At 40.8% G+C, this 26,201-nt stretch carries 22 protein-coding genes; 17 read left to right on the top strand and 5 right to left on the bottom strand.

Features of this window, described 5'->3' with window-relative positions:
• Window positions 1–190 precede the first annotated feature (190 nt).
• Entirely contained in the window at window positions 191–2,440 is a 2,250-nt protein-coding gene (locus tag ACQFX9_RS08100; RefSeq protein ID WP_427161502.1) for a RelA/SpoT family protein, read from the bottom strand.
• 293 nt (window positions 2,441–2,733) lie between these two features.
• Here ACQFX9_RS08100 and patD point away from each other — a divergent pair, with 293 nt between their 5' ends.
• The 3 genes from patD (at window position 2,734) to ACQFX9_RS08085 (ending at window position 3,922) form a co-directional block, all read left to right on the top strand.
• Complete coding sequence (gene patD, locus ACQFX9_RS08095) at window positions 2,734–3,081, top strand: heterocyst frequency control protein PatD (RefSeq protein WP_427161501.1); 348 nt, start codon at window positions 2,734–2,736, stop codon at window positions 3,079–3,081.
• An 80-nt stretch (window positions 3,082–3,161) separates the two neighbouring features.
• Complete coding sequence (locus ACQFX9_RS08090; RefSeq protein ID WP_427161500.1) at window positions 3,162–3,524, top strand: hypothetical protein; 363 nt, start codon at window positions 3,162–3,164, stop codon at window positions 3,522–3,524.
• On the top strand, window positions 3,521–3,922 hold the full coding sequence (locus ACQFX9_RS08085; RefSeq protein WP_427161499.1) for an HNH endonuclease: 402 nt from the start codon (window positions 3,521–3,523) through the stop codon (window positions 3,920–3,922). The genes ACQFX9_RS08090 and ACQFX9_RS08085 overlap by 4 nt, the downstream gene beginning before the upstream one ends.
• A 157-nt stretch (window positions 3,923–4,079) precedes the next feature.
• Here ACQFX9_RS08085 and ACQFX9_RS08080 read toward each other — a convergent pair whose 3' ends face one another.
• Window positions 4,080–6,869, bottom strand: a complete 2,790-nt coding sequence (locus ACQFX9_RS08080) for a TIGR02921 family PEP-CTERM protein (protein WP_427161498.1) — start codon at window positions 6,867–6,869, stop codon at window positions 4,080–4,082.
• A 210-nt stretch (window positions 6,870–7,079) separates the two neighbouring features.
• Here ACQFX9_RS08080 and ACQFX9_RS08075 point away from each other — a divergent pair, with 210 nt between their 5' ends.
• Complete coding sequence (locus ACQFX9_RS08075; protein WP_427161497.1) at window positions 7,080–7,619, top strand: hypothetical protein; 540 nt, start codon at window positions 7,080–7,082, stop codon at window positions 7,617–7,619.
• Between the two features lie 138 nt (window positions 7,620–7,757).
• Entirely contained in the window at window positions 7,758–9,413 is a 1,656-nt protein-coding gene (locus ACQFX9_RS08070; protein WP_427161496.1) for a dipeptide ABC transporter ATP-binding protein, read from the top strand.
• Between the two features lie 168 nt (window positions 9,414–9,581).
• Here ACQFX9_RS08070 and ACQFX9_RS08065 read toward each other — a convergent pair whose 3' ends face one another.
• Window positions 9,582–10,499: a hypothetical protein gene (locus ACQFX9_RS08065; protein WP_427161495.1), complete on the bottom strand. Its 918-nt coding sequence runs from the start codon at window positions 10,497–10,499 to the stop codon at window positions 9,582–9,584.
• 663 nt (window positions 10,500–11,162) lie between these two features.
• On the opposite strand from ACQFX9_RS08065, the gene ACQFX9_RS08060 reads away from it, so the two are divergent.
• From ACQFX9_RS08060 to ACQFX9_RS08040, 5 genes are all read left to right on the top strand, one after another.
• Window positions 11,163–11,651, top strand: coding sequence for an N-acetyltransferase family protein (locus ACQFX9_RS08060; protein ID WP_427161494.1), 489 nt, complete (start codon window positions 11,163–11,165; stop codon window positions 11,649–11,651).
• A gap of 189 nt (window positions 11,652–11,840) precedes the next feature.
• A complete protein-coding gene (locus ACQFX9_RS08055) occupies window positions 11,841–13,520 on the top strand; it encodes a hypothetical protein (RefSeq protein ID WP_427161493.1) in 1,680 nt (559 codons plus the stop codon).
• Window positions 13,521–13,574: 54 nt separating this feature from the next.
• Window positions 13,575–14,969, top strand: a complete 1,395-nt coding sequence (locus ACQFX9_RS08050; protein ID WP_427161492.1) for a TldD/PmbA family protein — start codon at window positions 13,575–13,577, stop codon at window positions 14,967–14,969.
• A gap of 229 nt (window positions 14,970–15,198) precedes the next feature.
• Complete coding sequence (locus ACQFX9_RS08045) at window positions 15,199–15,897, top strand: nuclease-related domain-containing protein (protein WP_427161491.1); 699 nt, start codon at window positions 15,199–15,201, stop codon at window positions 15,895–15,897.
• Window positions 15,898–16,081: 184 nt separating this feature from the next.
• Window positions 16,082–16,354, top strand: a complete 273-nt coding sequence (locus ACQFX9_RS08040) for a prevent-host-death protein (protein WP_225977453.1) — start codon at window positions 16,082–16,084, stop codon at window positions 16,352–16,354.
• Between the two features lie 18 nt (window positions 16,355–16,372).
• On the opposite strand, the gene ACQFX9_RS08035 is transcribed toward ACQFX9_RS08040, so the two are convergent.
• The gene (locus ACQFX9_RS08035; RefSeq protein WP_427162833.1) at window positions 16,373–17,353 is read right to left on the bottom strand and encodes an aldo/keto reductase; all 981 of its coding nucleotides are present in this window, start codon (window positions 17,351–17,353) and stop codon (window positions 16,373–16,375) included.
• Window positions 17,354–17,510: 157 nt separating this feature from the next.
• Window positions 17,511–18,248 carry a hypothetical protein gene (locus ACQFX9_RS08030; RefSeq protein WP_427161490.1) on the bottom strand — a complete coding sequence of 246 codons (738 nt, stop codon included), beginning with the start codon at window positions 18,246–18,248 and terminating at the stop codon, window positions 17,511–17,513.
• A 149-nt stretch (window positions 18,249–18,397) separates the two neighbouring features.
• Here ACQFX9_RS08030 and ACQFX9_RS08025 point away from each other — a divergent pair, with 149 nt between their 5' ends.
• The 7 genes from ACQFX9_RS08025 to ACQFX9_RS07995 all read left to right on the top strand — a co-directional run bounded on the left by ACQFX9_RS08025 (window position 18,398) and on the right by ACQFX9_RS07995 (window position 26,012).
• Complete coding sequence (locus ACQFX9_RS08025; RefSeq protein ID WP_427161489.1) at window positions 18,398–19,882, top strand: Rieske 2Fe-2S domain-containing protein; 1,485 nt, start codon at window positions 18,398–18,400, stop codon at window positions 19,880–19,882.
• 323 nt (window positions 19,883–20,205) lie between these two features.
• Window positions 20,206–20,925 carry an FHA domain-containing protein gene (locus ACQFX9_RS08020; RefSeq protein WP_427161488.1) on the top strand — a complete coding sequence of 240 codons (720 nt, stop codon included), beginning with the start codon at window positions 20,206–20,208 and terminating at the stop codon, window positions 20,923–20,925.
• Between the two features lie 148 nt (window positions 20,926–21,073).
• Complete coding sequence (locus ACQFX9_RS08015) at window positions 21,074–23,038, top strand: FHA domain-containing protein (RefSeq protein ID WP_427161487.1); 1,965 nt, start codon at window positions 21,074–21,076, stop codon at window positions 23,036–23,038.
• 206 nt (window positions 23,039–23,244) lie between these two features.
• Window positions 23,245–24,135 carry a CPBP family intramembrane glutamic endopeptidase gene (locus tag ACQFX9_RS08010; RefSeq protein WP_427161486.1) on the top strand — a complete coding sequence of 297 codons (891 nt, stop codon included), beginning with the start codon at window positions 23,245–23,247 and terminating at the stop codon, window positions 24,133–24,135.
• A 91-nt stretch (window positions 24,136–24,226) separates the two neighbouring features.
• Window positions 24,227–24,949, top strand: a complete 723-nt coding sequence (locus ACQFX9_RS08005; protein WP_427161485.1) for a GDSL-type esterase/lipase family protein — start codon at window positions 24,227–24,229, stop codon at window positions 24,947–24,949.
• 140 nt (window positions 24,950–25,089) lie between these two features.
• A complete protein-coding gene (locus ACQFX9_RS08000; RefSeq protein WP_427161484.1) occupies window positions 25,090–25,527 on the top strand; it encodes a hypothetical protein in 438 nt (145 codons plus the stop codon).
• A gap of 11 nt (window positions 25,528–25,538) precedes the next feature.
• Entirely contained in the window at window positions 25,539–26,012 is a 474-nt protein-coding gene (locus tag ACQFX9_RS07995; RefSeq protein ID WP_427161483.1) for a cupin domain-containing protein, read from the top strand.
• Window positions 26,013–26,201 lie beyond the last annotated feature (189 nt).

Here is a 26,201-nt window from a genome sequence, read left to right as displayed (position 1 = left end):
TCTTAGATAGTTTGTTTAACTGGGGCGATCGCTACGCTGATTTTAATCTATCAGCCCTACCCAATCCCAAGCAGACATTACCCCTAGAAAAAATGTCGCCAACTTTTTGCCAGTCACACGTAAAAAGGTAAAAGTATATTTCCTCTCACCTTTTTACTTTTACCTTTTACCTTTTACCTTTTACCTTTTTTCACTCCTCCTGTCCCACTCGCCGGATATTGAGGATGTCACTCATTTTTTTAATTTGGGTGAATACTTGCTCTAATTGGGGGCGATCGCGTATTTCTATTCCTAAGTCCATTAATGCTGGTTGACCAGTGGAAGTTTTCACTTGGGCGTGGCGGACGTTGATCCCCTGGTCACTCAATCGGGATAAAATATCCTTAAGTACGCCGACTCTATCTAGGGCTTCAATTTGAATGTTTACTGGGTAGGTGTGGGGACGACCACTAGTTTCTACGGTGGTGTTCCAACTTACCGGTACTAGGCGATCGCATTCTACGGGTTCTAGATTATGGCATCCTTGGCGATGGATGGAAATTCCCCGACCGCGCGTCACTACACCAATAATCGGTTCGCCAGGAATGGGGGTACAACAGCCTGCTAGATGATAAACTAAACCCTCTACGCCTACAATTGGTGAGTCACTGGCGCGGGAGGTTGTCGGCTGATGTCTGAGTGTCGATGACTCTTTAGGGATTAAGGGAATAACATCTGCTACTGGCTGGTGGGCTTTAACTACTTCTCGCCAACGGTTCAGCACTAAATTTAAAGTGACTTCACCGTAACCTAAACCTGCTAGCAAATCTTCTGGACTGTGGTAATTACATCTTTCCGAGACAGTCTGCATCGCATCTGATTTTAGCAGGTTATCAAAACCAGTTTTACCTAGTTCTTTTTCTAATAAATCCCGACCACGGGCGACATTTTCTTCCCGGCGCGATCGCTTGTACCATTGTTTTATGCGATACTTCGCTGTCGAAGTTCTGGCAAAATTTAGCCAATCTAAGCTCGGATGACTATTCTTTTGGGTAATAATATCCACAATATCGCCATTTTGCAGACGTGTAGATAGAGGAACCATTCTGCCATTTACCCTAGCCCCAGCGCAGTGGTTGCCGACTTCTGTATGAATCCGGTAGGCAAAATCTATACTAGTAGAACCTGGATTTAAAGAAACAACATCCCCTTTAGGCGTAAATACATAGACATCATCTTCAAACAGATTATCCTTGACATTATCCAGATACTCCTGTGCGTCCTTCATGTCGCTTTGCCATTCCAGGAGTTGCCGTAACCAGGTAAACTTCTCATCACTGGTGGTTAGCTGACTGTTAGATCCACCCGTTTCCTTATACTTCCAATGGGCGGCGATCCCGTATTCTGCAATGCGGTGCATTTCCATTGTGCGAATCTGCACTTCTAAAGGACGACCGGTTAAACCTATAACTCCTGTATGCAACGATTGATAGCGGTTAGGTTTCGGTAAGCCGATATAGTCTTTAAATCTGCCGGGGATCGGGCGAAAAGCATCGTGGACTATCGCTAAAGCCCTGTAACAATCCTCATTCGTCTCCACAATAATGCGGAGGGCTGCTAAATCGTAAATTTCATGAAATTCTTTTTGCTGTCGCTGCATCTTTTGATAAATACTGTATAGATGCTTGGGACGACCACTAATATCTAAACAGCGAATCCCTGATTGGTGTAACCGTTCTTGTAAAGTTGCTGTGGCTTTGGCTAATTTTTCTTCCCGTGCATCCCGCTTTTCTGAAACGTGCTTTTGCATTTGTCGGAAAGCTTCAGGTTCTAAATACTTAAAAGCTAAATCTTCTAATTCCCACTTAATCCGCCAGATCCCCAAACGATTGGCTAAAGGTGCAAAGATATCTCGTGTTTCTTGGGCGGAACGGCGGCGGCTATCTTCTGACATATATTGCAGAGTTCGCATATTATGCAAACGGTCTGCTAATTTCACCACAATGACGCGGATATCTTGCGCCATCGCCAAAAACATTCGCCGAAAGTTTTCTGCTTGGCTTTCAGTCTTACTTTTGAAATTAATTTTAGAAAGCTTAGTGACACCTTCTACTAAACAGCGCACTTCCGCGCCAAAATGCTGTTCAATTTCTTCAATTGTGATATCTGTATCTTCAACTACATCATGAAGAAATCCAGCTGCTATCATAGCAGGACTACCTCCTAAATCACGCAGTAATCCGGCTACAGCCACAGGATGGCTGATGTATAGTTCCCCAGACTTACGATATTGACCTTTATGCAGCTGATAGGCAAAATCAAACGCCCGGCAAATTAAAGTGTTATCACTATGATGGACATCCTCTCCTTGCTTACCTTCGGCTGAATTTTCTCGCATACATTTCTTCAGCCAGTCGGGAAGGGAAATATCAGTTGGAGAACTTATCGCTATACTACTCATACAATAGGAACAGTGATCTGTGGGTTAAGTGAGAAATAGATGCAACTGACAGCATCACCACGAGTGATGTTGCTGTCTCAATGGAAAATAAAACTTGTCTTAATAGGATGATTCCCTATATGCCTATGGTACTCATCCACTCCGAGCTTTGATCAGCATAATCTACGAAAAAATGTAGATGGCAAACACAGCCTCAAAGCAAAGTTTGAGGCTGAGAACATCGAGGAAAGCGTAAGATGAATTATTGTAGAAGAAATTTTTCTTGAAACTAATACTATCCTAAATAGAAGTGAATGTCTTTAACTTCTGATAAATATCCCATCCTAGTCAACTTACTTGAACAATTGCATACAGATGTCACTAATCTTCAAGTAAGTACATCTGAATTAAAAGAGCGTATAAATGCCTTGCAAAATTTTTTTAGCGAAGAGATTGTCCCTTTAACAGTAGATGTCAGCTCACGAGTGCAATCTTACCATACAGAAATGAGCAAACAGCTGCGCTTGTTAGCAGTAGATGCCATGTTTTTGCAAGGGGCGCGGCAAACATCAACCGCACAAGCCAGAGTGAAAACAATTAGCGATCGCCTTTCTACTTTAATGCAATATTGCCAAGCCATACTGCAACAGGGAACACAATGAGGTGGAGGGCAGGGGGCAGGGGGAATTACTTATGCTTCATTTTTTGAGTTATAATTATGGGTTGAGCAAGAATAAAAATTATGACTACAGTTGTGATATTGCCCATATCAAATGCTAGTGGTGAAAAATGCTATCAAGCGATCGCAGGCGATAAGTCTTCTGTATGTAAAACTGCGGGACAGGCTCTAGATGCTTTAACTGCTGAGTTAGGTGAAACCGAATTTAGTGCTTTGTTGGTGATTCAAAGTTTTCGCCCTGATGAGTTCTTTAGTGCCGAACAGCAAAAACGCTTATCTGAACTGATGAGTTTATGGCGTACAGCACGCGACCAAGGAAAAGCACTGTCTTTTGAGGAACAAGCAGAATTAGATAGTCTTGTAGAGGCTGAACTTAAAGCTTCTGCAGCACGGACAGCATCTTTATTGCAGCAAATCAGCCCATGAATCCTTACTATAGTTTGGTTGCAGACCGGGCTAATCATCGCTGTGAATATTGTCATGCGCCTGAGTTGATTTTTAATCTTGCTTTTGAAGTTGAACACATCATTCCGCTTTCCATACAAGGTACGGATGCTGATTCCAATTTAGCCCTTGCTTGTCGCTCCTGTAATCTTCGCAAGGGAACTCGAATTAGTGGAAATGATCCCGAATCAAATACGGAGGTTCGCCTTTTTCATCCGCGACAAGATAAATGGAGTGATCATTTTTTAGCAGATATAGAATCGGGAAATATTCAAGGTATAAGTTCTATTGGTAGAGTCACTGTTGATGCTTTGGAAATGAACGGTCAGCCACAAATCATGGCGCGCCAACTATGGATTCGTTTAGGTATATTTCCATAGTTGAGTTATCTACTACTGGTAGTTAAATATTGCCAAGCCATACTGCAACAGGGGACACATTGAGCAGGGGGCAGGGGGAAAGGGTGTAAGGGTATGGGGGTGTAGGGGTAGAGAGGAAACATCAATGCCCCATGCCCAATGCCCCATGCCCCATTTTCTATGCCCTATACCCCCTAAATTTACGACGATTTACAAACATCAACATTCCAGCCGCACTGAGGAATAAAATCCAGCCGCCGGAGGATTCGGGGATGCTGGTTTTAAAAGGATTATTGGGTTTGGTGAGGTCTTCTTTCCCATTTTCTATTTTGCGGTCAAAGCGATCGCTTGCGGCTTCGGCTTCTTTGAGTAATTGTCTTTGTTCTTCGTTGACTAACACCAACATGGAAGAATAGGGGCTAACAATCTCGTACTTTTTAGCGATGGCGTGAATTGCATCTAAGCTTTCGAGGTTGTCTAGTTTAATTTTTTTACTCAAGCCTAAAATTAATTGTCGGGCGGCTAATGCTTGTAAATCTGTTGCGGGTTGAGAATTATTCGCTGTGGCTTTCTCCTGTTGTTGCAGATACCAAGCGTAACCATCAACTACACTCACCACAGAGTCCCCTAGTGCTAATTTTGTCGCAATGCGTGGTAATGCTTCTGCAATATCTTTGGCAACACCGCCGCCAGTATCTTGCAGAGATTTAATGATCCCATCGTTGTAAGCGGCGGGTAATCCCCCTAAATGTATCATCCATAAGGGTGCGGGTGAATTAACTACAGTTTTGTTACTGCGGGATAACTCATAACTGCCCTCATCGCTAATTAGTAACACGGCATCGTAGGCTGTATCACCACGCAGAGAGTTAAACTGAGTTAACATTTCTTGCGGCTGAATTGTGCCGTAAAAAATGGTTTTTTCAGGTTGAAATTGTTGAATATCATCTATTCTTTTAGCTGTTGCATCTTTAGCGACACTGATGTATAAATCGGCATCGTTATTAGTTAAATCTTTGTCAGCAAAGCCATGTTTGTTCAACCAATCCCAAGTTTGGGACAATTCTTTAAGATGATTTCCCATACTGCGGGAAGTATCTAAAACTAGGGCGATGCGTTTACCTTGCGGTAGAGAGTAATCTTTCAGTGATAAAGGCTTGATTGTGATGCGATCGCCATTATCTAAATTTACCTCATGCAGTGCAGGTTGTACCTTACCACTGGCAGGGATAAAACTTTCTAGCCAAGCATCATCTTTGAAATTAACCGCTTGATTGTTGCGGGTGCGTTTAGTGTCATTATTCCAGAAAATATTGCGTCTTTCTCCTAAATCTGGCATTGGCCAGCCTTTTTCTTGACCCATCACCTGATAAGTTAACCATAGGTGCATTTCCGTGGGTCGTGCTGCTTCACCAGGGAACTGCTGCACATCATTGGGAGGGATGGGAAAAGCCCGGAGGCGATAATGTCTTGGCCCTACTTGTTCTAATAAAGCTGGATCTACAGGGCGTTCTCTTCTAACTTGGGAATTATAAACTTTCTGGGCAGCACCACGGGGGGAAACTTTGAAGGGGAAACGTTTAGAAAGGTTGTTAGTATCGCCTAACCATAAACCGGTAATTACAGCACTTTCTGGTAGAGAAAAAGAGTAAAAAACTTCCTGCACTTCGGGAGTTTGGTTTTTGTAAACTTCGTATAACTCCACATCAGCCCAATCACCATGTTCTTTGACTGTAACTTGTTGTGATGCTAGCCATACTTTTTGGTCATTAATATTTAATAAACCAGCTTTGACTTCCTGTTGGTTAAAAGTAGATTGGATGGCGTGAGTAACGGCTATTTTCTCAGCTTTTTGGAGGGGAGTATCGAAAAATTCTGCATAGAGTTTTTCGGCTTTATCAGAATCTTTGCTTGTCCCTTGATACAAAAACGGCGACATGAAAAAGTTGTAGATGTTTTGCAGACTTTTTCCTGCTGATTTATCTAAACCCAAAACGTGCTGATACATAGCACTAATATGATTATTTTCTTCTCTACTGCTCAGATAGCGATAGGAAGACAAATAGGCGTTGACTAAGCCATCACGAATTTGATTTGATTGAGTGAGTATGGTTTGGCGATCGCTCTCATTTTTTGGACTATTTGCTAATAGAGAAAAAGCCAATACTTGCGGTTGGTTTTGTAAAGAGACAAAGGTAATAGCAAAGGCAATAAATACAGCAGTCGCACCAGATAACATTTTTTTATTGCCATAGTCTCTAGCAAAGTTCTTTAAAATCCTATAACCAGAATTTAAATACATTGCCGCTAGTACCGAAGGCATTAAAACAAATAAAGTGCCACTGAAAATAAACAGCAGAAGTGAAAGGCTCAAAAGCCATAAAGTGCCGAGTGAGTAAGGATCACTTAATATAGACCACAAACCTCCTAGCCACTCAAATCTGAGGAATGCTTGTAATAAGAATGCTGCTAGTGGCAAGGCATAAAATAGTAAAATCACACTCGCATAAATGCCAAATAGCAACATTAAAGTATGAGTTGCCATTTGCAGCCATTGCAGAGCATTTTTTCTACTAGGTGCATAACCCCAAAATAATTCCCCACAAAATGCCACAATACAAATACTAATTGTGACGAGAATCTGGGTACTAGCAGGTGTCAATTCTCGAATTACGAATAACCGCAGCAAACACAATAGAAATAATGGTGCTTCTACACCATAAAAGAATCGGATGAGTTGCAGGGGTTGTAGGAGTAAAAACTTACCGCCAATAATTGTCGAGATAGTGGGGACAGCAATTAAAGCAACTAGAGTTAGGGAAAATTCAACAGGAATCTGACCCTGTAAAGTGGCTTGGAATAATGGCACAGCTACCCAAGGCAGTATACCAAAATAGACAAGCGTTAAAAAGTTGAGATTCCATAGCCAGAATATGCCCTCAAAGGTTACGTTCCAGAAAGCCTTCATAGCCCAATGCCCTCCTGTTGGCAATCATTACTGCTGCTACAATATCGAGATGATGAATTCCTAATGTGTGAACAATAAATTACAATTTTGCTGGGAAGTCAGAATATAACTTTATAATTCCCTAAAAAGTGGATGTAAATCTCAACGCCAAGAGGTGCAGAGAAAGAATGTTGAGATGTTAATTGAGTGTTATCTGGGAAAAAATTTAATATGGGACTTGATGCAGTTGAATTGATTATGGGATGGGAAGCGGCTTTTGGGGTTGAAATCACAGATGATGAAGCTGTTAACCTGCAAACACCTCAAATGGCAATTAATCTTTTTTCTGCAAAGTTAGGTGCATCAAAAACTAGTGTAGGAGTATGTCCTACAATGCGTGTCTATTATTGTGTTCGCCAAGCTATTCATCAAGTTACTGGGTTGCAATGTCGCCAAATCACTCTCAATAATAATTTACGGAATTTACTACCCAAAAGGAATTTTCAGGAAACTTTAAGTGAAGTTTTTTCTGCTCTGAATATACAAAAACCACGCTCGTTTGGTCTGGGTGTAGGTATGTTTTTTAAACCTCTTACTGTCAGAGATTTAGTGAATTGGATCACAGCACACTATTCTGGCAATTTTATGAGAAAAGAGGAACTATGGACAGTTTGGCAAGTGAGTTCTATCGTGAGAGCAGTAATAAGAGATGTTACAGGAGTAACTCATTTTAATGATGCTCATGATTTCTACTATATTGGTATTAATTGAAAATTATTCTCTACAGTTATTAAGATACCTAGCCAAAATTTAGTTGAATATTTGCGCGCAGCTACTTTCAGGAATTTGATACACTAACTTAAATTTAAAATTATCCCGGCTAATGGCTTTGGGCTGGTAAATAAAACTATGGGTAAAGACTTATTTTGTATCGAAAATCTGCGTGTCGCCTATCCTCAACGTAGCGGTGAAGCACAAAGTTGGGCGATTGATGATGTATCTTTTACCCTACAACCAGGGGAAAGAATGGGGTTGGTGGGTGAATCTGGTTGTGGTAAGTCTACCTTGGGACGGGCGGCGATGCGCTTGTTACCAGCTTCTAGCCTTGTGGAAGGAAAGGTGACGTTTCAAGGAGAATCGGTGTTTGATTTAACACCCAACCAAATGCGGAAATTTCGAGGGGAAGCTGTAGCACTAATTTTCCAAGATCCCATGACTCGGCTTGATCCCTTAATGACGATTGGAAATCACTGTATTGAAACTCTACAGGCGCATTTACCGGAGTTATCAGCGAAGGAAGCCAAGGAAAAAGCATTGGCGACTTTAGAGAAGGTGAAGATTCCTGCTAGTCGGTGGAATCAGTACCCCCATGAGTTTAGCGGAGGAATGCGTCAGAGGGTAGCGATCGCCCTCGCCCTTCTGTTAAATCCTAAATTAATCGTCGCTGATGAACCGACTACCAGCTTAGATGTCACCGTTTCTGCCCAAATTTTACAAGAATTAACACGCCTTTGTAGTGAAGAAAATATGGCGTTGCTGTTAATTTCCCACGATTTAGCGATGGTGGCGGAATATTGCAGCCGCATTGGGGTGATGTACAACGGCAAAATGGTAGAGATGGGTACTACCGACGCAGTATTTAGAAATCCACAGCATGAGTATACGCGATCGCTCCTCCAAGCAGCATTACATATTCAATCTATCGATGAAGTAGGAACAGAAGACGTTTCCCAGTCTCCTCTCCCCAGTCCCCAGTCTCCCATTCTACGGGTGACAGAACTTAAACAGTATTACACTATCGAACCTAACTTTATCGAACGACTGTTTAAGGGTGAAAGTCAAACCATCAAAGCTGTAGATGGGATTAACTTGGAATTGTATCCGGGGGAAATTCTGGGATTAGTAGGTGAATCTGGATGCGGTAAAAGTACACTATCGCGGACAATTTTACAGTTAATTCGTCCCACATCAGGGAAAGTGGAATTTTTAGGACAAGATTTAACTAAATTATCGCGTCAGGAAATTCGCGCTTCCCGGCGACAAATTCAAATGGTATTTCAAGATCCTCATGCTTGTCTCAACCCAGCCATGACAGTGGGACAAAGTATAGGTGATCCCCTATTAATTCATAATTTAGCCGACGCAGCCAAAGCCAAAGAACAAGTTTTATGGATGTTAGAGAAAGTCGGCTTAACACCAGCAGAATTATATTATCAGCGTTATCCCTCAGACTTATCCGGTGGACAACAGCAACGAGTAGCGATCGCCCGTGCATTGATTACTCGTCCTAAACTAGTAATCTGCGACGAACCCGTAAGTATGTTAGATGCCAGTGTACAATCGCAAGTGCTGGATTTAATGTTGCAATTGAAAGCCGAGTTTGAGTTAACCTATTTGTTCATTACCCATGACTTATGGTTAGCGAGATTTTTGTGCGATCGCATCGCTGTCATGCACGGTGGTAAAATCGTCGAACTAGGTGCAACCAAAGAAATCTTCGCTAATCCTCAACATCCCTACACTCAAACCCTCCTAGCCGCCGCCCCCCTACTAGCAAAGACGTAAAATTAAACAATACAATTAATCTGTTGATTGTTGACTGTTGAATTTTGAATGTTGGTAGAGACAAAAATATCCATCCTGTCTCTACTAATAACTAATGACTATTGACTAATGACTATTGACTAATGACTATTGACTATTGACTAATGACTATTGACTAATGACTATTGACTATTGACCCTCAATTAATTTCACGTTTTCTTTGGTTGTTCCATACAGTTCCACAAATCTTTTAAAAAGTAACATATTTGCTTGCTTTGATACTCTGCTTAATTTAAAAGCACGTTCTATATCAATCTCTGCCAAATTACGCAAATAAGGCAAATCTTCAAATAGAGTTATGCAGGAAGCAAAATGCAATAAAATCTGCAATATCGGTTTTGGCCATTGGAGATCACTATAAATTTCGATGAATAATCTATGTTCTTTCTCAGTCAAAGGAAAAGCATAAAATATTACTATTATTCTTTTATTATCATAGACAGGAATACTCAATTCAATTGTGTGGGGAGTATGCAATATTAAATCAACCTCCACTATAGGCTGTCGCCAAATTCTCAAAGGATTAACAGGAGAATCTAAAAGAGTTTGAAACTTAATCATGCCGCCAATCATCGTCGGGCGAAAGTCACTAACTCGCAAAACTTTCAAGTTATTTAAACTAAAACTATGAACAGTTTCTAAATGTTTAAGATTCAATAAATGATAAATTTGACAGAGATAAGGAAAAGGCAAAATATATTCTTGGCTGATCATGTGCCTTTTCTTTAGCTCAAATCTATTCTCTTGAGATAAACACAAATATCCTTGATATTTAGTAATATCAATATCTGCGTCAAACTTTTCTTCTGGCTTTAAATATAGCCAAACTATAAAAAAGAAAGATGTTGTCAGCATCTGCACAATTTCCGTTACAGATACATAACCATCTGCTAATGCAGCCATACTTCTATCAGTTATCCCAAAAATCCAAGATGGAATCCCAAACAACCAAACTCCTCTTTTAAATCTATTGATAAATTGATATATTTCTATATCTATAGAAGTATCTACTTCTGCTCGCTCGCCATGATGATAATCTTTAGACATAAAAAGAGTTAATCAAAATAAATGTTTAGCTATTACATTGATGCTAAAAACTAATAATCACGATTAACTCTATCTATAGTAGAAATTCAAGTAAGATTCTTTGTGTTTATCCAGTAAAATCAAGTCGATCAGAGTAGAACCTAAGAAAGATAATTCACCACGATTCTTTTTAAAATCATCAATATAGGAATATGGTTTAATTCCTGAAATTGTTTGCGTAAAAAGGCAACAGGGAATGGAAAACGAGAATTAATAATTAATCAAAGTTTACCCAGTTTTATAGAAATCAAACATGAATCATATATAAAAAATTCAGTTAAAAATAATTGCTGTTAACCTAAAAATTTCCCAATCATCTCTGAGGTTTGTCGGATGCTAATAGTTAACTGTCATCAAGCAATAGCAAAATAATCAAATTAAATTTTAGCTAATAGCAATTGATTTTTATAACCTAGTTTGTAGTAAGGGCTTTAGCCCTAGTTTTTAAGAAACTTAAATGCACATTCGTCTACCATCTATTTTGATCACAAAATCGGGATGTAGTGTAGTGTATTTCTGGTTTTTCTTCCGTCCGGCAATTATTTGTATAAAACATAGAATTATTACTGGGAACAATGTATTATTTGTGAATGTTTTATCTACATCCTCTTGAACCCGGTAGCAATGAGCATCCGTCATGCAACTGAAAGTGATTTACCAGCGATCGTCGCTATTTATAATGCAGCGATTCCCAACCGCCTCGCCACTGCTGACTTAGAACCCGTATCTGTGGAAAGTCGTCGCGCCTGGTTTCAGGGGCGATCGCCTAACTTCCGCCCCTTATGGGTAATCGAACAAAAGGGAGTCATCGCCGGTTGGCTGAGTTTTCAGTCATTTTACGGACGACCAGCTTATCACGCTACTGCCGAAATTAGCATTTATATAGCCCCAACTTTTCATCGATGCGGTTTAGGGAAGCAACTGTTAGCCACAGCCATCCACGAAAGCCCCAAGTTAGGTTTAAAAACTCTGTTGGGTTATATCTTTGCTCATAATCAACCCAGTTTAAACCTGTTTCAATCTTTTGGTTTTCAAAAGTGGGGACATTTACCCCAAGTTGCAGAACTAGATGGTGTAGAACGAGACTTGGTAATTATGGGATTACGAATTTAGTTATTTGATAGTGTCAATTTGAGATTTGAAATTTTAAAAATTATTTCTTGGTATTTATTGAGAATATCAAGATAAGATTTAATTTTTATAGGAATAGGAACAAAGTTAAAAATCAACCATCTAAAATATTCGCTGACACCATAAAAATCTTAAATCCAGAAGGGATTGAAATTACCGTAATTATTTTTCATGAATTTGTATAAAACTATCACGACACTAAAAAATCCTTTATCTACCTCTACTGAAGAACTTTCTTGGAAACAAATTGCTTTACCTTTAATTTTAAGTATAGGATTTTCTCTATTCTATAGCTTTCTAGCACTACAAAAAGGCTTGAGAACCGCCTATGTGGCTCAAGATGATGCCAGAGAATATGTATTTTGGATGCAAAAATTTGTAGACCCAGAATTATTTCAGCATGATTTGATTGCCGATTATTTCCAATCAATTACACCTTGGGGATATGCCAGTTTATATAAAATCATGGCGTATTTCGGTGTTGAGCCACTACTTCTAAGTAAAATCATCCCGACTTTTTTGGGTTTAATTATTACTATTTATTGCTTTTACTTATGTATTAAAATTTTCCCTTTCCCTGGGGCGGCGTTTCTCATCACTTTACTTTTAAATCAAAGTCTTTGGTTTAAATCTGACTTGGTTTCTGCTACACCTAAGTCTTTTTTTACACCAATATTTTTAGCTTTTATATACTATTTAATTACTGGTTCTTGGTTAAATCTCTGCCTATTAATCATCTTAGCAGGATTGTTTTACCCTCCCTTAATACTCATCTGTTTAGGCATTTTATTAATAAGATTACGTGATCATTATTTATGGGTGATGGCAATTACAGGGTTAGCATTTCTCGTTATGTTACCCTACATCTTAAATTCTGCCCAATTCGGCCCAGTGGTGACAGCTACTCAAGCTTTCAAAATGCCAGAACTTTGGCCAGGAGGGCGACATCCTTTTTTTCACCCCAATCCTTTACGATTTTGGCTGATTGGACAACATAGCGGCATTTTACCGCCATTAATGCCGCCTTTGATTTGGTTGGGGTTGTTTTTTCCTCTATTGAGGCGAAAGGTTCACAAGTTCCCTTTGATGAATTTGGTGAATCCACAAGCCAAAATATTGTCACAAATTATTATCGTTTCGTTGACTCTATTTTTCACTGCCCATGCTGTCATACTCAAATTATTTTTCCCGACTCGCTACACAATACACACCTTCCGCATTGTAATGGCGATCGCAGCTGGTATGACCTTAGCTGTAATCTTAGATTGTTTACTGCGGACTTATCGGCAAAAACATCAATCTTGGCGACTAGGATTAGCAATCACTTTAACGTCAGTTTTGTTGCTGTACCCCCATCTTTCAGGACGCTTTCCCACTACAGATTATAGAGCCTCGACGGCATCAGCATTGTATGAATATCTCCAACAGCAACCCAAAGATAGTTTAATTGCGACTCTCTCAGATGAAGCAGACAATATCCCGACTTTCGCCCAAAGACCTATTTTAGTGGGCAGAGAATATGCACTACCATTTCATTTAGGTTATTACACTCAAATTCGCCAACGGACTATAGATTTAATTCAGGCTCAATATAGCCCAGATTTAACATCAGCAAAACAACTAATTCAAAAATATGGTGTTGATTTTTGGTTAGTGGAAACTACATCATTTAAAGTGGAATATCTCACGAGTAAGACTTGGCTAAAAAGCTTTCAGCCAGTATTTACGGCAACTGTCAATAATTTATCCTCAGAAAAGACTCCTGCATTAGCGACGGTAACTAAAGCTTGTGCAGTGGTGGAAACAGAAAACTTTTTACTGTTAAAAGCCGAATGTATTATTAATTGGTAAAAAATCCCCAAATAATTGCACAATAAATGCAGTTCATCTGGTGACTACCGAGACATGGCAACTAAACTTGCTGAGGCACAAAATTTAATTTCTGACCTGATTTCCCGCTACTCATCCCATGTAGATTACCTGATGATTCGCATAGAGGAAGCAGAAGGAACAGATATCTTGTTGCGTGGCGACAAAGTGGAAACCCTCAGTGAGGGAATCTCCGTTGGGGGACATATCCGCGCTTGTTATAAAGGTGGCTGGGGATTAAGCAGTTTTAATCAGCTTTCTACCGTCCAAGAAAGAATCGAAGAAGCGATCGCAGCTGCGAAAATGGTAGGTGATGAAAAAACTTTACTTGCTCCTATCAAACCAGTACAAGCAGTATGCAGCCTACCCCTAACTGGGAAAAATCCGCGCCAAATTCCCCTCGCCCAGAAAAAAGAGTTATGCGATCGCTATACTGAATTACTAAAAAGCGTAGATCATCGGATTACCACCACCTCAGTCCGTTATAGTGACAGTTCCCAACGCGTCATCCTCGCTACCTCAGAAGGTACTCTCATCAGTCAATCTTGGGTGGATATGGAAATGCGTTTTGCGGCGACAGCTAAAAATGGCGAAACTGTGCAGACAGGTAGAGAAACTACAGGTTCTCGTAAAGCCTACGAAGATTTAGTTAATTTAGATACACAAGTTAAAAGTGCCGCCCAGAGGGCTGTTGCTGCCTTATCTCTACCATCCGTTAAAGGTAATACCTACACCGTAGTTATAGATCCCATACTCACAGGCTTATTTGTTCATGAAGCCTTTGGACATCTTTCGGAAGCTGATATGGCTTACGAAAACCCCGATTTATTAGAAGTTATGACCATCGGACGGCAGTTTGGCCCCGAAGAGTTGCAAATATTTGATGGTGCAGCCCCAGAAGGCCATCGGGGCAGTTACTTTTATGATGATGAAGGCACACCAGCCACCACCACCCAACTCATTAAAGACGGGATTTTAGTCGGGAGATTGCATTCCCGTGAAACCGCAGGTAAATTAGCGGAAACTCCTACAGGTAACGCACGCTGTCTCAATTATCACTATACCCCAATCGTCAGAATGACGAATACTTGGATTGAAAGGGGTGAAACACCAGTAGCAGATTTATTTACTGGTATCAAAGAAGGAGTCTATGCCCGCAATTGGCTAGGTGGCATGACTAACGGGGAAATGTTCACCTTTAGCGCAGGGGAAGCGTGGATGATTAGAAATGGTCAAATAGCCGAACCAGTTAAAGATGTGACGCTTTCGGGTAACGTGTTTCAAACCTTAGCAGATATTGAAGCCATTGGTGATGATTTTCACTGGGATGAGTCCGGTGGTTGTGGGAAAGGTGGACAGAATGGTTTACCTGTAGGTTGTGGCGGCCCTAGTCTGCGAATTCGGGATGTGGTTGTAGGTGGAGAGATTTAAGGACTATCAACTCAAAAATATCGCTTGGGTGAGGAGATGCAGGGGAAGCAGGGGAGGAAAAATATATCGAATCCCATCACTCACCCTGAATTACTTTCAATATTGCTTTTAAAGAGGAAGGAAGATTAAATTCAGCGTTACTAGTTGCACTAGATAATCGTAATTACACAGAGTTATAAATACAAATATTCAATTAAACTGTCTTTCAAATATCCTAATAATTCACAATATGCCAAAAGTATATCGCAATGCTGGACAAAATGTCCGAGAACTGGCTCTAAAAAGAAGATTAAAGGCGATTTCTTTATTTGTATCTGCGGCATTAATCACTATTTTTCCTAATGTTTTAGTATCGATTTTTAATAATTTTCTCAAACAACTGCCATCTTTGAATTCATCTGCAACACCTAAAATACAATTGCCTAGTTTACTTTATATTCTTTTCATATTTGTAGCTTTAGGATTAGTATTTAATGGTGTCAATCTTTGGAAAATGGCAAATCGTGCTGATCAAGGTGCCGCAGGGGAAGAGAATATCGCCAAATCATTAAATATATTAACAAAAACTGGTTGGCGAATTGAGTATGGCACTTTGTTGGGTAATGGTTTAGGAGATGCAGATATTATTTGCACTTCCCCCCAAAGTAAAACTTATGTAATTGATGTCAAATCTCATCGGGGGGAAATCATTACAGATGGAAAATACATATCACGAAAAATGGGCAAAGTTAATCATCAATTTGAAAAAGATTTTCTAGAAATGGTAATGAAACAAGCTTTACAAGTAAAAAAACAGAAACAATTGAATTTTGTCACACCAATCGTTGCTTTTTCTCAAGCTAAAGTCTCATTACCTTTAGAGAAAATCAGAGGAGTATATGTAGTTGATAAATTGAATTTAGTTACATTGCTCAAATCTTTAGGGTGAAAATCAAATCAAATTTGGCTAATTATCCCAACTCACAAAAAAATATAATACAGATGCCAAGGCTAAAAGCTATTTTGGTTTTACTGCTTCAATGAGATAATTTTTAAATGGTATTTGCTAGGAGAATATCCTAAAATACGGGTAGCGACCATATTAAATGGCGTGTTCAATTACAAACAAAACTATGATGAACTGGAAAATTGAGCAAGCCCAACAGCAGTTATCTCAACTGATCCAAGATGCGATCGCAGAGCCTCAACTGATTTACAATCAGGATCAACTTGTTGCTGCTGTGATAGAACCGGAATTATTTCAAGAATTCCTAAAATGGAAACACCAACATCATCAAAACTCCCTAGCTGACACCTTTGCTGAATTACGTCAAATCTGTATAGAGGAAGACTACAGCCTAGAAGTTCCTCCTAGAGAGGATCGATTCAATCCGTTGAGCAATTGATACTGTGGCTTAGAATATCTACTTAGTTTGAAAAATATTCTGCACCATTTTCTTATCTGTACGAGCAGCAACTTGATCTAACTCGGCAATTTCCCCAGCATCTAATTGCCAACCCAACGCACCAAGATTATCTTGTGCTTGAGTCACAGATTTTGCTCCAGGAATGGGAATTGTTCCCTTACAGATGCACCAGTTAATGGCGACTTGGGACATAGTTTTATTTCTCGATGTGGCTATAGCTTGTAAACAGGTTAACAGCGATCGCGCTCCTGGTAGTAATTGTCTAAACAATAAACCCCTGATACCTTTAGGGTAAGGGTTATTTTCGGAATATTTCCCTGTTAATATGCCCAACGCCAAAGGACTGTAGGCTATTAGCTGTATACCCAGTTCATCGCAAACCGCCTTTAACCCCAATTCCGTAACGGGATATGTTGATAGCAGTGAGTATTGTACCTGCAAAGTTTTAATTGGTACTCCCCGCGCTGCAAACTTTTGATGTACACGCCGCAGTCGTTTAGTACCGTAATTCGATAACCCCACACCCTTGACTACACCCTGTTCATACAAGTCTGCTAAACCATCTAAAAGCCCTTCTTCTTGCCAAGGTGCATAATTTGCCGTTGACCAGTGCATCTGCACTAAATCCACATTTCGCCCCAAGCGGCGCGCTGAGGCGTTGCAAGCTTGAATCATCGACTGGCGTGTCCATCGCCAAGGATATGCAGCTAATTTCGTAGCAATGCAGATATGCTCTTGATTTACGCCTTGATATGTGCGAGAAAACTTTCCTAACAGTAACTCACTGCGTCCTTGCAAGCGTCCTGTTCCGTAAGAGTCGCCAGTATCAAACAGCGTCACACCATGACTCACACACAGGTTAAACACCGCTTGCAACTGGTCATCCATGCTTTCGTCATATCCCCAAAGCAGTTGATTTCCCCAAGCCCAAGTGCCGCAGCCCATTTGTGGTAAAAATAATTCTGGTTGAGATTGCATATGGTCAATAGTCAATGGTCATTAGTCAATAGTCAATAGTCATTAGTCATTAGTCATTAGTCATTAGTCATTAGTTATTAGTCATTAGTCATTAGCTATTAATAACTTCTCCCTTGTCTTCCTTGTCTCCCCTGCACCCTGCACCCTGCACCCCTGCCTAAATAACCAGCCATGCTACTAAGCCCCAAAAAGGGATAAATCTCAGCCAGCGTTTTTGACTGGTTGGTGGTTCAATGTCGCCGAGTAGAATGGCTTGGAAAATGGTAAAGCAAACTAAATCTACACAAAAGGCAATAGTTAGGCGATCGCTCATTAATTGCTGTACAAAATAATTGGCTCTTTGTGTCAAGTCGCCAAATTCTGGTCTAGCAATTACAGCCCAAATTAAGGCAATAATCCCGACAATTAAGCCTATAATGCCAAAAATCCTTTTTAGCAAACCTGGATTTGACTTCTTCTCCTCCAAAATTACTGGATTTGTGGCTCTCACCGCCATATAGGGAATTAAAAAAGTATTAGTCAGGAACATCGCCAAAGACCAAATTAATAACTTGGGTGTATTGCGCCCCCTAGTATCAGCAAACATCACAGGTAAAAACATCAACATCCAAGCTTCAGCAAAGTTAAACAGCGACTCTATCCAAGGATGGGACACTAATTCCGGCACATTTCCCAAACCCAGAAGATGTAAAATCGGCACAATAAAAAAGAAATTGATCGATTCATGCCAAATTTCTTGTAAAGTCTGGGGTTGAATTGCCCACACTGGTTCACCTGGTAATAACTGTCCTGGGGGAGACAACAACAAGACATATACGTATATTGCTGCCGTTATCCACAGCAGTTTTGAGGTGAGATTTTGCGATTCTTGTTGTTGCTGGTTGGATTGTGCCATTGTGTATGCTGAAAAATTTGAGCATAGACTTTATTTAATCAGAATAATGGCTCTTGTAATTGGAGTCAGAATTTTCGTCTTGACTACCACCCAGTAAGGAAAATTAACTAAGCTAAGTTCATGTCATCTCAAACAGCACGGAAATAGTTATGACTACTGAGATCAACTTGCAGGCTAATCTATTCAATCATCTCAATAACGAGCAAATACAAGCAGAACCAGAGGTATTCCAATGGACGAAGCAGTGGTATCCAGTAGCCGTTGTGGAATATCTTGATCCTTCACGCCCTCACGCAATGCAACTATTAGGTCAGGATATCGTGTTATGGCGAGATAGCGCAGGTAAATGGCGTTGCTTTGAAGATGTCTGTCCCCATCGACTTGTTCCCCTGTCTCAAGGACGGGTAGAAGCGGACGGAACATTGTTATGTGCTTACCATGCTTGGCGATTTGATGGTCAAGGTAAATGTGTCAGTATTCCCCAGTCTATAGACCAGCAAACCGAAGTCAAGAACTGCAAAAACCCCAAATCCTGCGCTATCGTCTATCCCACCCAAGAAAATCAAGGTTTATTATGGGTATGGGCAGAATCTGGAGAACAAGCGCAAGAAGAAAGCCAACTGCGAAAACCACGTCTGGTTCCCGAATTAGAAGAAAAATCAGACCAAGTGGTGCAGTTATTTTGGAATTTCCGTGATTTGCCCTATGGATGGGATTATTTTATGGAAAATGTTGCCGATCCTGCCCACGTACCAGTTTCCCATCATGGGATTGTAGGCGATCGCTACAAAGATGCCAAATATTATGACATGATTCCTGTCCGTAAAATATCCACCCAAGAAGGCTTTGCTTTTGAAATTCAACCGACATCCGGCAATATTGAACAAGCAATTCACGACTTCCAGCCACCTTGTCACATGAGGATTGTTTCTTTTCCCAAAGATGGAGGTAAGTTCATTTTAGCTTTGTATGCTACACCCACCCGTCCAGGCTGGTGTCGTCACATTGGTTGTCAAGTTTTGGTCAAAAATCCCCAAGGTAAAACACCTCCAGGTTTATCAATTTTTGCCCTTCCCTTACCTACTTGGTTGGGTCATGTCTTAGCATCCTTATTTTTGCATCAGGACATGGTTTTCTTACATTACCAGGAAAAATTTATCTCCCAAAGAAGACCCGGTAAATGGCTTAATTCCGTATTTACACCGAATCCCCAAGACAAAATGGTGATTACATTCCGCCAATGGCTAGAGAAACGTGCCGGTGGTGGTATTCCTTGGGCGGAAGGCTACAGCCGTGATTTAGCTTTAGGAGAAACAGAACCACAACAGTTATTTGATGTCTGGAAAACCCATACGCAACACTGCACAGTTTGCCAAAATGCCCTTACTAACATCAATCGCTTGAAAGTATCAGCTTATATAGTGGCGGCTGTATTGTGCCTATTAGCAGTGATGATAGATGCACGCATGGTAGCAACACAAGCGGCATTAGCACAATCTTTAGCAGTGCTTCCACCGTTAGGTTTTTGGCTAGCACTGGGAGGCGGAGTCTTGTTTGCAGTTGTGGGATATTTATTGCAGAAATTCAGCCGACTATTTTATGTTTATGAATTTCAACACTTTCGCAATCCTTAAATAGAATTTACACTCCTGCCATCTTAAAAACACTTACTTAGGTAATAGCAGTAATAACTGCGATCGCCAAACTGTGATTTTCCTTGCCAGTACCTACGTGCTAACACAGTAACATCAGTTCTACAAGGAAAAAGCACTAAAAAACCCTATTTTATTTAACTTTCAGCCCCTAAACCCCAACACCCAATCCCCAGTCCCTCATCCCCTAGCGTATTAATTTCTTGAAGTTTGTTCTCAAAACTTGCCTGATACCACTTAATCGTGTTAGGAATCGCACAGAAGGAAGTTGAAGTAGCTAAATACGAGTTATCCAAGTTAGAACAATGAACGCACTAACTTTACAGTGGTATGATGCCGGTCAAAATCACACTCAGCAAATATACGAACAACAGCCAAGTAAAAAACCTGGTACTATCCGCATCGGTAGAGATCAATCCCAATGCGACATTGTTCTAATTCCTGGGACTGTATCTCGTCTGCACGTAGAAATCTTTTTTAACTCTCAGCAACAAAGTTTTTACATCAGAAATTTACAGCCAAACAATCCCCCCTTAGTTGATGGACAGCAACTCATCCAAGGTGAAAGACCAATCAACCAAGGTAGCGTTATCCACTTAGGTCAAGTACAACTGCAAGTAGTTGCTGTCAATATTAATTCCATGCCAGCAACAATTATCAATCCAGTCCAACCAACTTCGCCACCTGTACAGCCACAGCAACCTGTGTACCAAAATAGACAAGTTACCCCTCTAGGGCAACCACAGCAACCAGCCCATCAAAATAAACCAGTAACTCCTCTAGGGCAACCACAGCAACCTGTGTACCAAAATAGACAGGTAACTCCCATAGGACAACCACAACCACCAGCAAATCAACAGTTTACCCCTCCTGTACACAATCATCCTCCAGTTCAAGGAAATTACGGCTTAGAGTGTCCCAAATGCCATAAAGTTTCCCCAGTGGAAAACTTACAAGTAGGTTGTCCTTGGTGTGGTACATCCCTAGCAGCCGCAGTCAGTGTGCTGGTAGCACCAGGGAATTGATCGTGGGGGCAGGGGGCTAATCAATTCAAAATTCAAAATTCAAAATTCAAAATTAGAGATTTTGTTCCCTGTTGCCTGTTCCCTAATGACTAATAACTATTGACTATTGACTATTGACTATTGACTATTGACTATTGACTATTGACCAATGACTAACCAACAAATTCAACTCTCTTGGGAAGACCCCACGACAGGGGAACGGCGAGAACCAACATTAAATCCACCTATCGCCTTTGGTCGAGAATTTGCGCGTTTACCAGCAGAATTGAATGGCCAAAATGTGGCTCGAATGCTGTTGAATAGTAGCCAAGTATCGCGCTACCACGCTTTGATTACTTGGGAAAATCATCAATTAGTAGTCATTGACCAAGGTAGTGTCAATGGGGTGCTAGTTAACGGTCAAAGGCAGCCGCGTAGTGTGATTAACAATGGTGATACATTGCAAATCGGCCCCTACATCATCTCAGTCACCTTTGCTAACAACACCACTGTACCAACTCAAGCGGTTACTAGCTCTCCATCCATCATTCAATTTAACCCTAACACTAATCTCCCTGAACCCAGCTTACCGGCTGCCCCTCCAATTACACCGTTGGGCAGTAATTTTCCACCCCCAGCATTTCAATCACAACAGGTAGTTGTACAAGCAGTCCACGCTACTGGTTTACCTGTAGATGAATGTGACTATTTAGCCGTGGGCGCGGGACTAGGAAGTTTTATTTGGTCGGATTTATTGAGAATTAGCGGTGTCCGGGCAGAAAAAATCATGGCATTGGGGTTAGAACCAGAACCTTACGCCCGTTATAAGCGTTTGTGTTTGAACTCCCAAATACCTTTACACGAAAGACTGCGTTCTAATTCTGATTCTTGTCCTGACAATATTTGGGGTTGGCCTAGCTATGCCTGGCGAGAAGCCTGGCGTGATTTAGGTCATGGTAAGTTCAACACAGCATTTAAGTATTTGTGGCAAGTTTTTGGAGAACCAACCCTTGTTGAAACTTATACTCCCCGTGCGGGTAATGTGTTCGATTCCATTGACAGAGAAGCCAAGCGTATCGGCTGGGATCAAATATATCGTTATGGACGAGTTAGAGCCATTCGTAAAACCGATGATGGTCGGTATTGTGTAGCTTATTCACGCGGACAAGGGAATCACGCTTTTTTAGTTACTAGATATTTACACTTAGCTACAGGGTATCCAGCAATTCAATTTCTCCCGGATTTGCAAGCTTATAGAGAAAAATATCAAGATTTTAAATCCGTCGTGAATGCTTATGAAGCACACGATCATGTATATGAACAATTAGAACGTCAAGGCGGAACCGTATTAATTCGTGGACGGGGAATTGTAGCTTCCAGAATCGTGCAGCGTATTTATGAAGCCAGACGTAAAAACAATAAGATTACAGTTTTGCATTTAATGCGATCGCCTAAACCCCAAGGTAACAAATTTGACAAAGCCCAACGTTCAGTCAAAAATCATTACGAGTTCCAACCCTTCAACTGGCCTAAATCCTGTTGGAGTGGAGAACTACGCGTCATGTTAGAACAAGCCACACCAGACGAACGTCAACGCCTACTCACAGACTGGGGAGGAACAACCACCGCCGACCGTCAAGACTGGCAAAAAATCACGGAAGATGGTCTAAAAGAGGGTTGGTATCAAATTACTTTTGGGGATGTATTAACGGTAGAAAGAGACGCACAAAACCGCACCATTACCCAAATCCAGGAAAAAGGCTTTGGTCAAATGAAATTAACTGCCGACTTTATTGTTGATGCTACCGGTTTAGATGCCAAAGTCCACGCTAACCCCCTGCTAGATGATTTAGTGAAGCATTACAACCTACCCCTCAATTTCATGGGACGCTTGGCTGTCGCCAACAACTTTGAAATTCCAGAAATGCGAAATGGCAAAGGTCAAATGTATGTAGCCGGTGCAATAACCCTTGGCGGCCCCTATGCAGCCGTTGATAGCTTTTTGGGCTTGCAATACTCCGCCTTAGTTTCCGTCGATGGACTCGCCACCGCCCGCGCCCCAGGAGTAAGTCGTTTAAACCCCTTCAGTTCCTTTGGACAATGGTTAAAGTGGGTTTTCAATCAATCGCCATAGGTAGTTATTAGTCATTAGTCATTAGGGAACAGGGAACAGGGAACGGGGAACAGGGAACAGGGAACAGTTGTTCTCATTTCCTACCTTGTCTACCTTGTCTCCTTTTCCCCAGTCCCAAGAAAAGTAAAAAGGCAAAAGAATCTTTTCCTTTCTTTTTACTTTTGCCTTTTGCCTTTTACCTTTTGCCTTTATCCCCAATCCCCACAATGAATCAAACTCCAGATAATCCTTTCTACAAACTGAAGGTTCGTTACCTATTTTGGCAGTTTGTAGTTATATCTTTTGCTATTGGATTCGTACAAGGCATAGTACAGGAAGCTACTAGAGAAAAATTTGATAGTCAAGCTTTAACACTAGTTCTCTATGTGGTTATAGTTATTTCACTGTCTCTGTGGACATGGGTAGATTTTGTCCGTGCGGGTGTGAATCTCAAATGCTTAATCGGGAATATTCCTAGAAATTACAAATGGTTATCAGCACTAGGCTTGGTTTTGTTGATGATTATTTTTTCTATCAGTGCCTATCTGGTATCATTTTCCGTCATATCATTTGTAGCACCTACTTTTATTGAAAGCGTGCTGCGTCAAGCTGCAAATGATCCCGGCCCAGATATTTCTGCACCCCTATTTCAAAATTTGCTAGGAATTATAGTTTATGTAGTTGTAGCCCCAATCACCGAAGAATTCCTTTTTCGGGGGTTTATTCTGCAACGTTGGGCTGTTAAATGGGGGATTCGTTCCGCTTTGGTGGTTTCTTCCGTCTTGTTTGGATTTTTACACGCTAACTTCGTAGGATTAACGGTGTTTGGTCTGGTTATGGGAGTTTTGTACATCAAAACGCGATCGCTCATCGTACCCATTGTCTGTCATGCCTTTAATAATTTGATTGCATCAGGAATGGGATTTTTATCTGGTCAAGCCGAAACTATGACTACATCAGCTGTTAACTCTCTAGAACAATTGCGTTCTGGTTGGTGGGTAGGAGTTTTATTAATGTGCATCTCATTACCTTTTTTACTGCGTTTCCTCAAGCGGAATTGGCCACAGAAAGATACACGATTGCCGTATTTAACTAACCTTCACGCCCTAGAAAGTTGAAAGGCGATCGCAAAAAATACAAAAATATACTGTTTAATAGTGTAGAAATGTATAGAATCTTGTAAAAATATAAAATAACTGCCTTTTTAAAATGCAAACATTACCAGTTCCTTCCTCAATGCAGCTGTCTTTATCACCAAATCAATGTCAGCCTTTGAAGATTGTCGCACTGGGGGATAGTTTAGTATATGGCTTTGGCGACCCCAAAAACGGTGGCTGGGTAGAGCAATTACGGCGTTTGTGGATGTTACCCGAAAGTTCTGGTCATGTCCTGTATAATTTGGGCGTAAGAGGCGATCGCACCCAGCAAGTAGCACAAAGATTAGAAGTAGAATTTCGTCATCGTGGCGAACTGCGAAATCGCGTCCCCGATTTAATTATCCTCTCCGTAGGAGTTAACGATTGTCCCCGTCTCGGCCGTCCTGACGGCAAACATTATACAGAATTTAATATATTTGAATCACAAATCGCTGCCCTACTAGATCAAGCACAGCAACTGTGTCCGGTACTATTTGTAGGTATGATTCCCGTCAATGAAGCAAAGATGCCCTTTCTAGACTGTTTTTACTATAATCATGCTGATCAATATCGTTACAAAGAAGCCACACGCCTAGCCTGTCACCAAAGACAAATTCCCTATTTAGACATTTTTGATCACTGGATGGCACACACAGAAACTTGGCGCAATCAGCGTTTAAGTTTAGACGGACTCCATCCCAACACTTTAGGTTATCAAACTTTGCTAGAAGAAGTTATAAATTGGGAAGCCTTAGCAACTTATCACACCCAACCTCAGTATCAACTGGTAGATTAGGGCGTGGGAACTTGGGGGGATGAGGTAGACAAGGTAGACAAGGAGGAAGAATTCTTAATAACTAATGACTAATGACTAATGACTAATAACTATTGACTATTGACTAATAACTATTGACTATTGACTATTGACTATCTACTATGACTCCTACTCTTTTAGGTCGTTGGCAAACTCGGTTATTACTACTGGCTACCGTCGGTGTAATAGTATCTTTACCTTTTGTATTTGGTATAGTTAACCCTAATGCTACGGGTGCTATCTATTTTTGGGTACTTGGTTATGTCGCCGTCTTTGGTTTAGTGTGGGACATAATCTATAACTTTTTACAAAAGTTTCGATGGGATAGAGACTGGCCTGCTGCTTATCAACTCCTGGCTGGTATTTGGGAATTAATCTTTGTTGGCTGTGGAGTTAAAATCTTTGGTTTTTTACCAGTTCCTGTCCCTAAAGAATTCATTCCCATAGACACTTTTTTATTACATTACAGTGTCGTCTGGCTATCTGTTTTTATTGCATCCCAAAGCATCATGCGAATTTTGTTTCCTCGTTCGCGATTTCGAGGTGGACAATGGCTGTAAACATTTAATTTATGTCAGAAAAATTAATTGCGATTTCAGCTTCAGAAGCACCAGCTAGAACCAAGGCTTCCAATTATCCCGAACCGTTTGCATCACGCATGGTAGGTAGGGAAAAACACCCCCTTGGCGACTTATTTGGCTTGAAAAACTTTGGTGTTAATTTAACAAGATTAGCTCCCCGCGCCATCTCAGCCCTACGTCACGCTCACACCAAGCAAGATGAATTTGTGTATATACTCCAAGGGTATCCCACGCTATACACTGATGAAGGTCGTACACAACTTTCTCCCGGTATGTGTGCTGGGTTTAAAGCTGGTACTGGGAATAGTCATCATCTGATCAACGAAACATCTGAGGATGTTGTTTACTTGGAAATTGGGGACAGAACACCAGGAGATGAAGGAAGTTATCCCGATGATGACCTCATAGCCGTGCTAGAAAATGGTAAGTGGAAATTTACCCACAAAGACGGTACACCTTACTAATGGTTGTTACATCAATGTGGGATGAATTAAGCCTTTTTCACATTGTTAACCAGTGATTTTTTGCATCTAACCTGCGGGTTCCGCTTTAGCTCAATTTACGTTAGATTCACACCAATAATAGCAATAACAAAATCCCCAACTTTTTCCGAAATCGGGGATTTTGGTTTTTTAAATTGAAAAAACTACATC

It is taken from the genome of Aliinostoc sp. HNIBRCY26, from assembly GCF_050235535.1.
Lineage (GTDB): Bacteria > Cyanobacteriota > Cyanobacteriia > Cyanobacteriales > Nostocaceae > Trichormus.
This window is presented reverse-complemented; position numbering and strand designations above follow the sequence as displayed.

Coding starts and splice junctions, on each gene's coding strand:
- ACQFX9_RS08100 (WP_427161502.1), bottom strand. CDS start 2,440: ATGAGTAGTATAGCGATAAGTTCTCCAACTGATATTTCCCTTCCCGAC.
- patD (WP_427161501.1), top strand. CDS start 2,734: ATGTCTTTAACTTCTGATAAATATCCCATCCTAGTCAACTTACTTGAA.
- ACQFX9_RS08090 (WP_427161500.1), top strand. CDS start 3,162: ATGACTACAGTTGTGATATTGCCCATATCAAATGCTAGTGGTGAAAAA.
- ACQFX9_RS08085 (WP_427161499.1), top strand. CDS start 3,521: ATGAATCCTTACTATAGTTTGGTTGCAGACCGGGCTAATCATCGCTGT.
- ACQFX9_RS08080 (WP_427161498.1), bottom strand. CDS start 6,869: ATGAAGGCTTTCTGGAACGTAACCTTTGAGGGCATATTCTGGCTATGG.
- ACQFX9_RS08075 (WP_427161497.1), top strand. CDS start 7,080: ATGGGACTTGATGCAGTTGAATTGATTATGGGATGGGAAGCGGCTTTT.
- ACQFX9_RS08070 (WP_427161496.1), top strand. CDS start 7,758: ATGGGTAAAGACTTATTTTGTATCGAAAATCTGCGTGTCGCCTATCCT.
- ACQFX9_RS08065 (WP_427161495.1), bottom strand. CDS start 10,499: ATGTCTAAAGATTATCATCATGGCGAGCGAGCAGAAGTAGATACTTCT.
- ACQFX9_RS08060 (WP_427161494.1), top strand. CDS start 11,163: ATGAGCATCCGTCATGCAACTGAAAGTGATTTACCAGCGATCGTCGCT.
- ACQFX9_RS08055 (WP_427161493.1), top strand. CDS start 11,841: ATGAATTTGTATAAAACTATCACGACACTAAAAAATCCTTTATCTACC.
- ACQFX9_RS08050 (WP_427161492.1), top strand. CDS start 13,575: ATGGCAACTAAACTTGCTGAGGCACAAAATTTAATTTCTGACCTGATT.
- ACQFX9_RS08045 (WP_427161491.1), top strand. CDS start 15,199: ATGCCAAAAGTATATCGCAATGCTGGACAAAATGTCCGAGAACTGGCT.
- ACQFX9_RS08040 (WP_225977453.1), top strand. CDS start 16,082: ATGATGAACTGGAAAATTGAGCAAGCCCAACAGCAGTTATCTCAACTG.
- ACQFX9_RS08035 (WP_427162833.1), bottom strand. CDS start 17,353: ATGCAATCTCAACCAGAATTATTTTTACCACAAATGGGCTGCGGCACT.
- ACQFX9_RS08030 (WP_427161490.1), bottom strand. CDS start 18,248: ATGGCACAATCCAACCAGCAACAACAAGAATCGCAAAATCTCACCTCA.
- ACQFX9_RS08025 (WP_427161489.1), top strand. CDS start 18,398: ATGACTACTGAGATCAACTTGCAGGCTAATCTATTCAATCATCTCAAT.
- ACQFX9_RS08020 (WP_427161488.1), top strand. CDS start 20,206: ATGAACGCACTAACTTTACAGTGGTATGATGCCGGTCAAAATCACACT.
- ACQFX9_RS08015 (WP_427161487.1), top strand. CDS start 21,074: ATGACTAACCAACAAATTCAACTCTCTTGGGAAGACCCCACGACAGGG.
- ACQFX9_RS08010 (WP_427161486.1), top strand. CDS start 23,245: ATGAATCAAACTCCAGATAATCCTTTCTACAAACTGAAGGTTCGTTAC.
- ACQFX9_RS08005 (WP_427161485.1), top strand. CDS start 24,227: ATGCAAACATTACCAGTTCCTTCCTCAATGCAGCTGTCTTTATCACCA.
- ACQFX9_RS08000 (WP_427161484.1), top strand. CDS start 25,090: ATGACTCCTACTCTTTTAGGTCGTTGGCAAACTCGGTTATTACTACTG.
- ACQFX9_RS07995 (WP_427161483.1), top strand. CDS start 25,539: ATGTCAGAAAAATTAATTGCGATTTCAGCTTCAGAAGCACCAGCTAGA.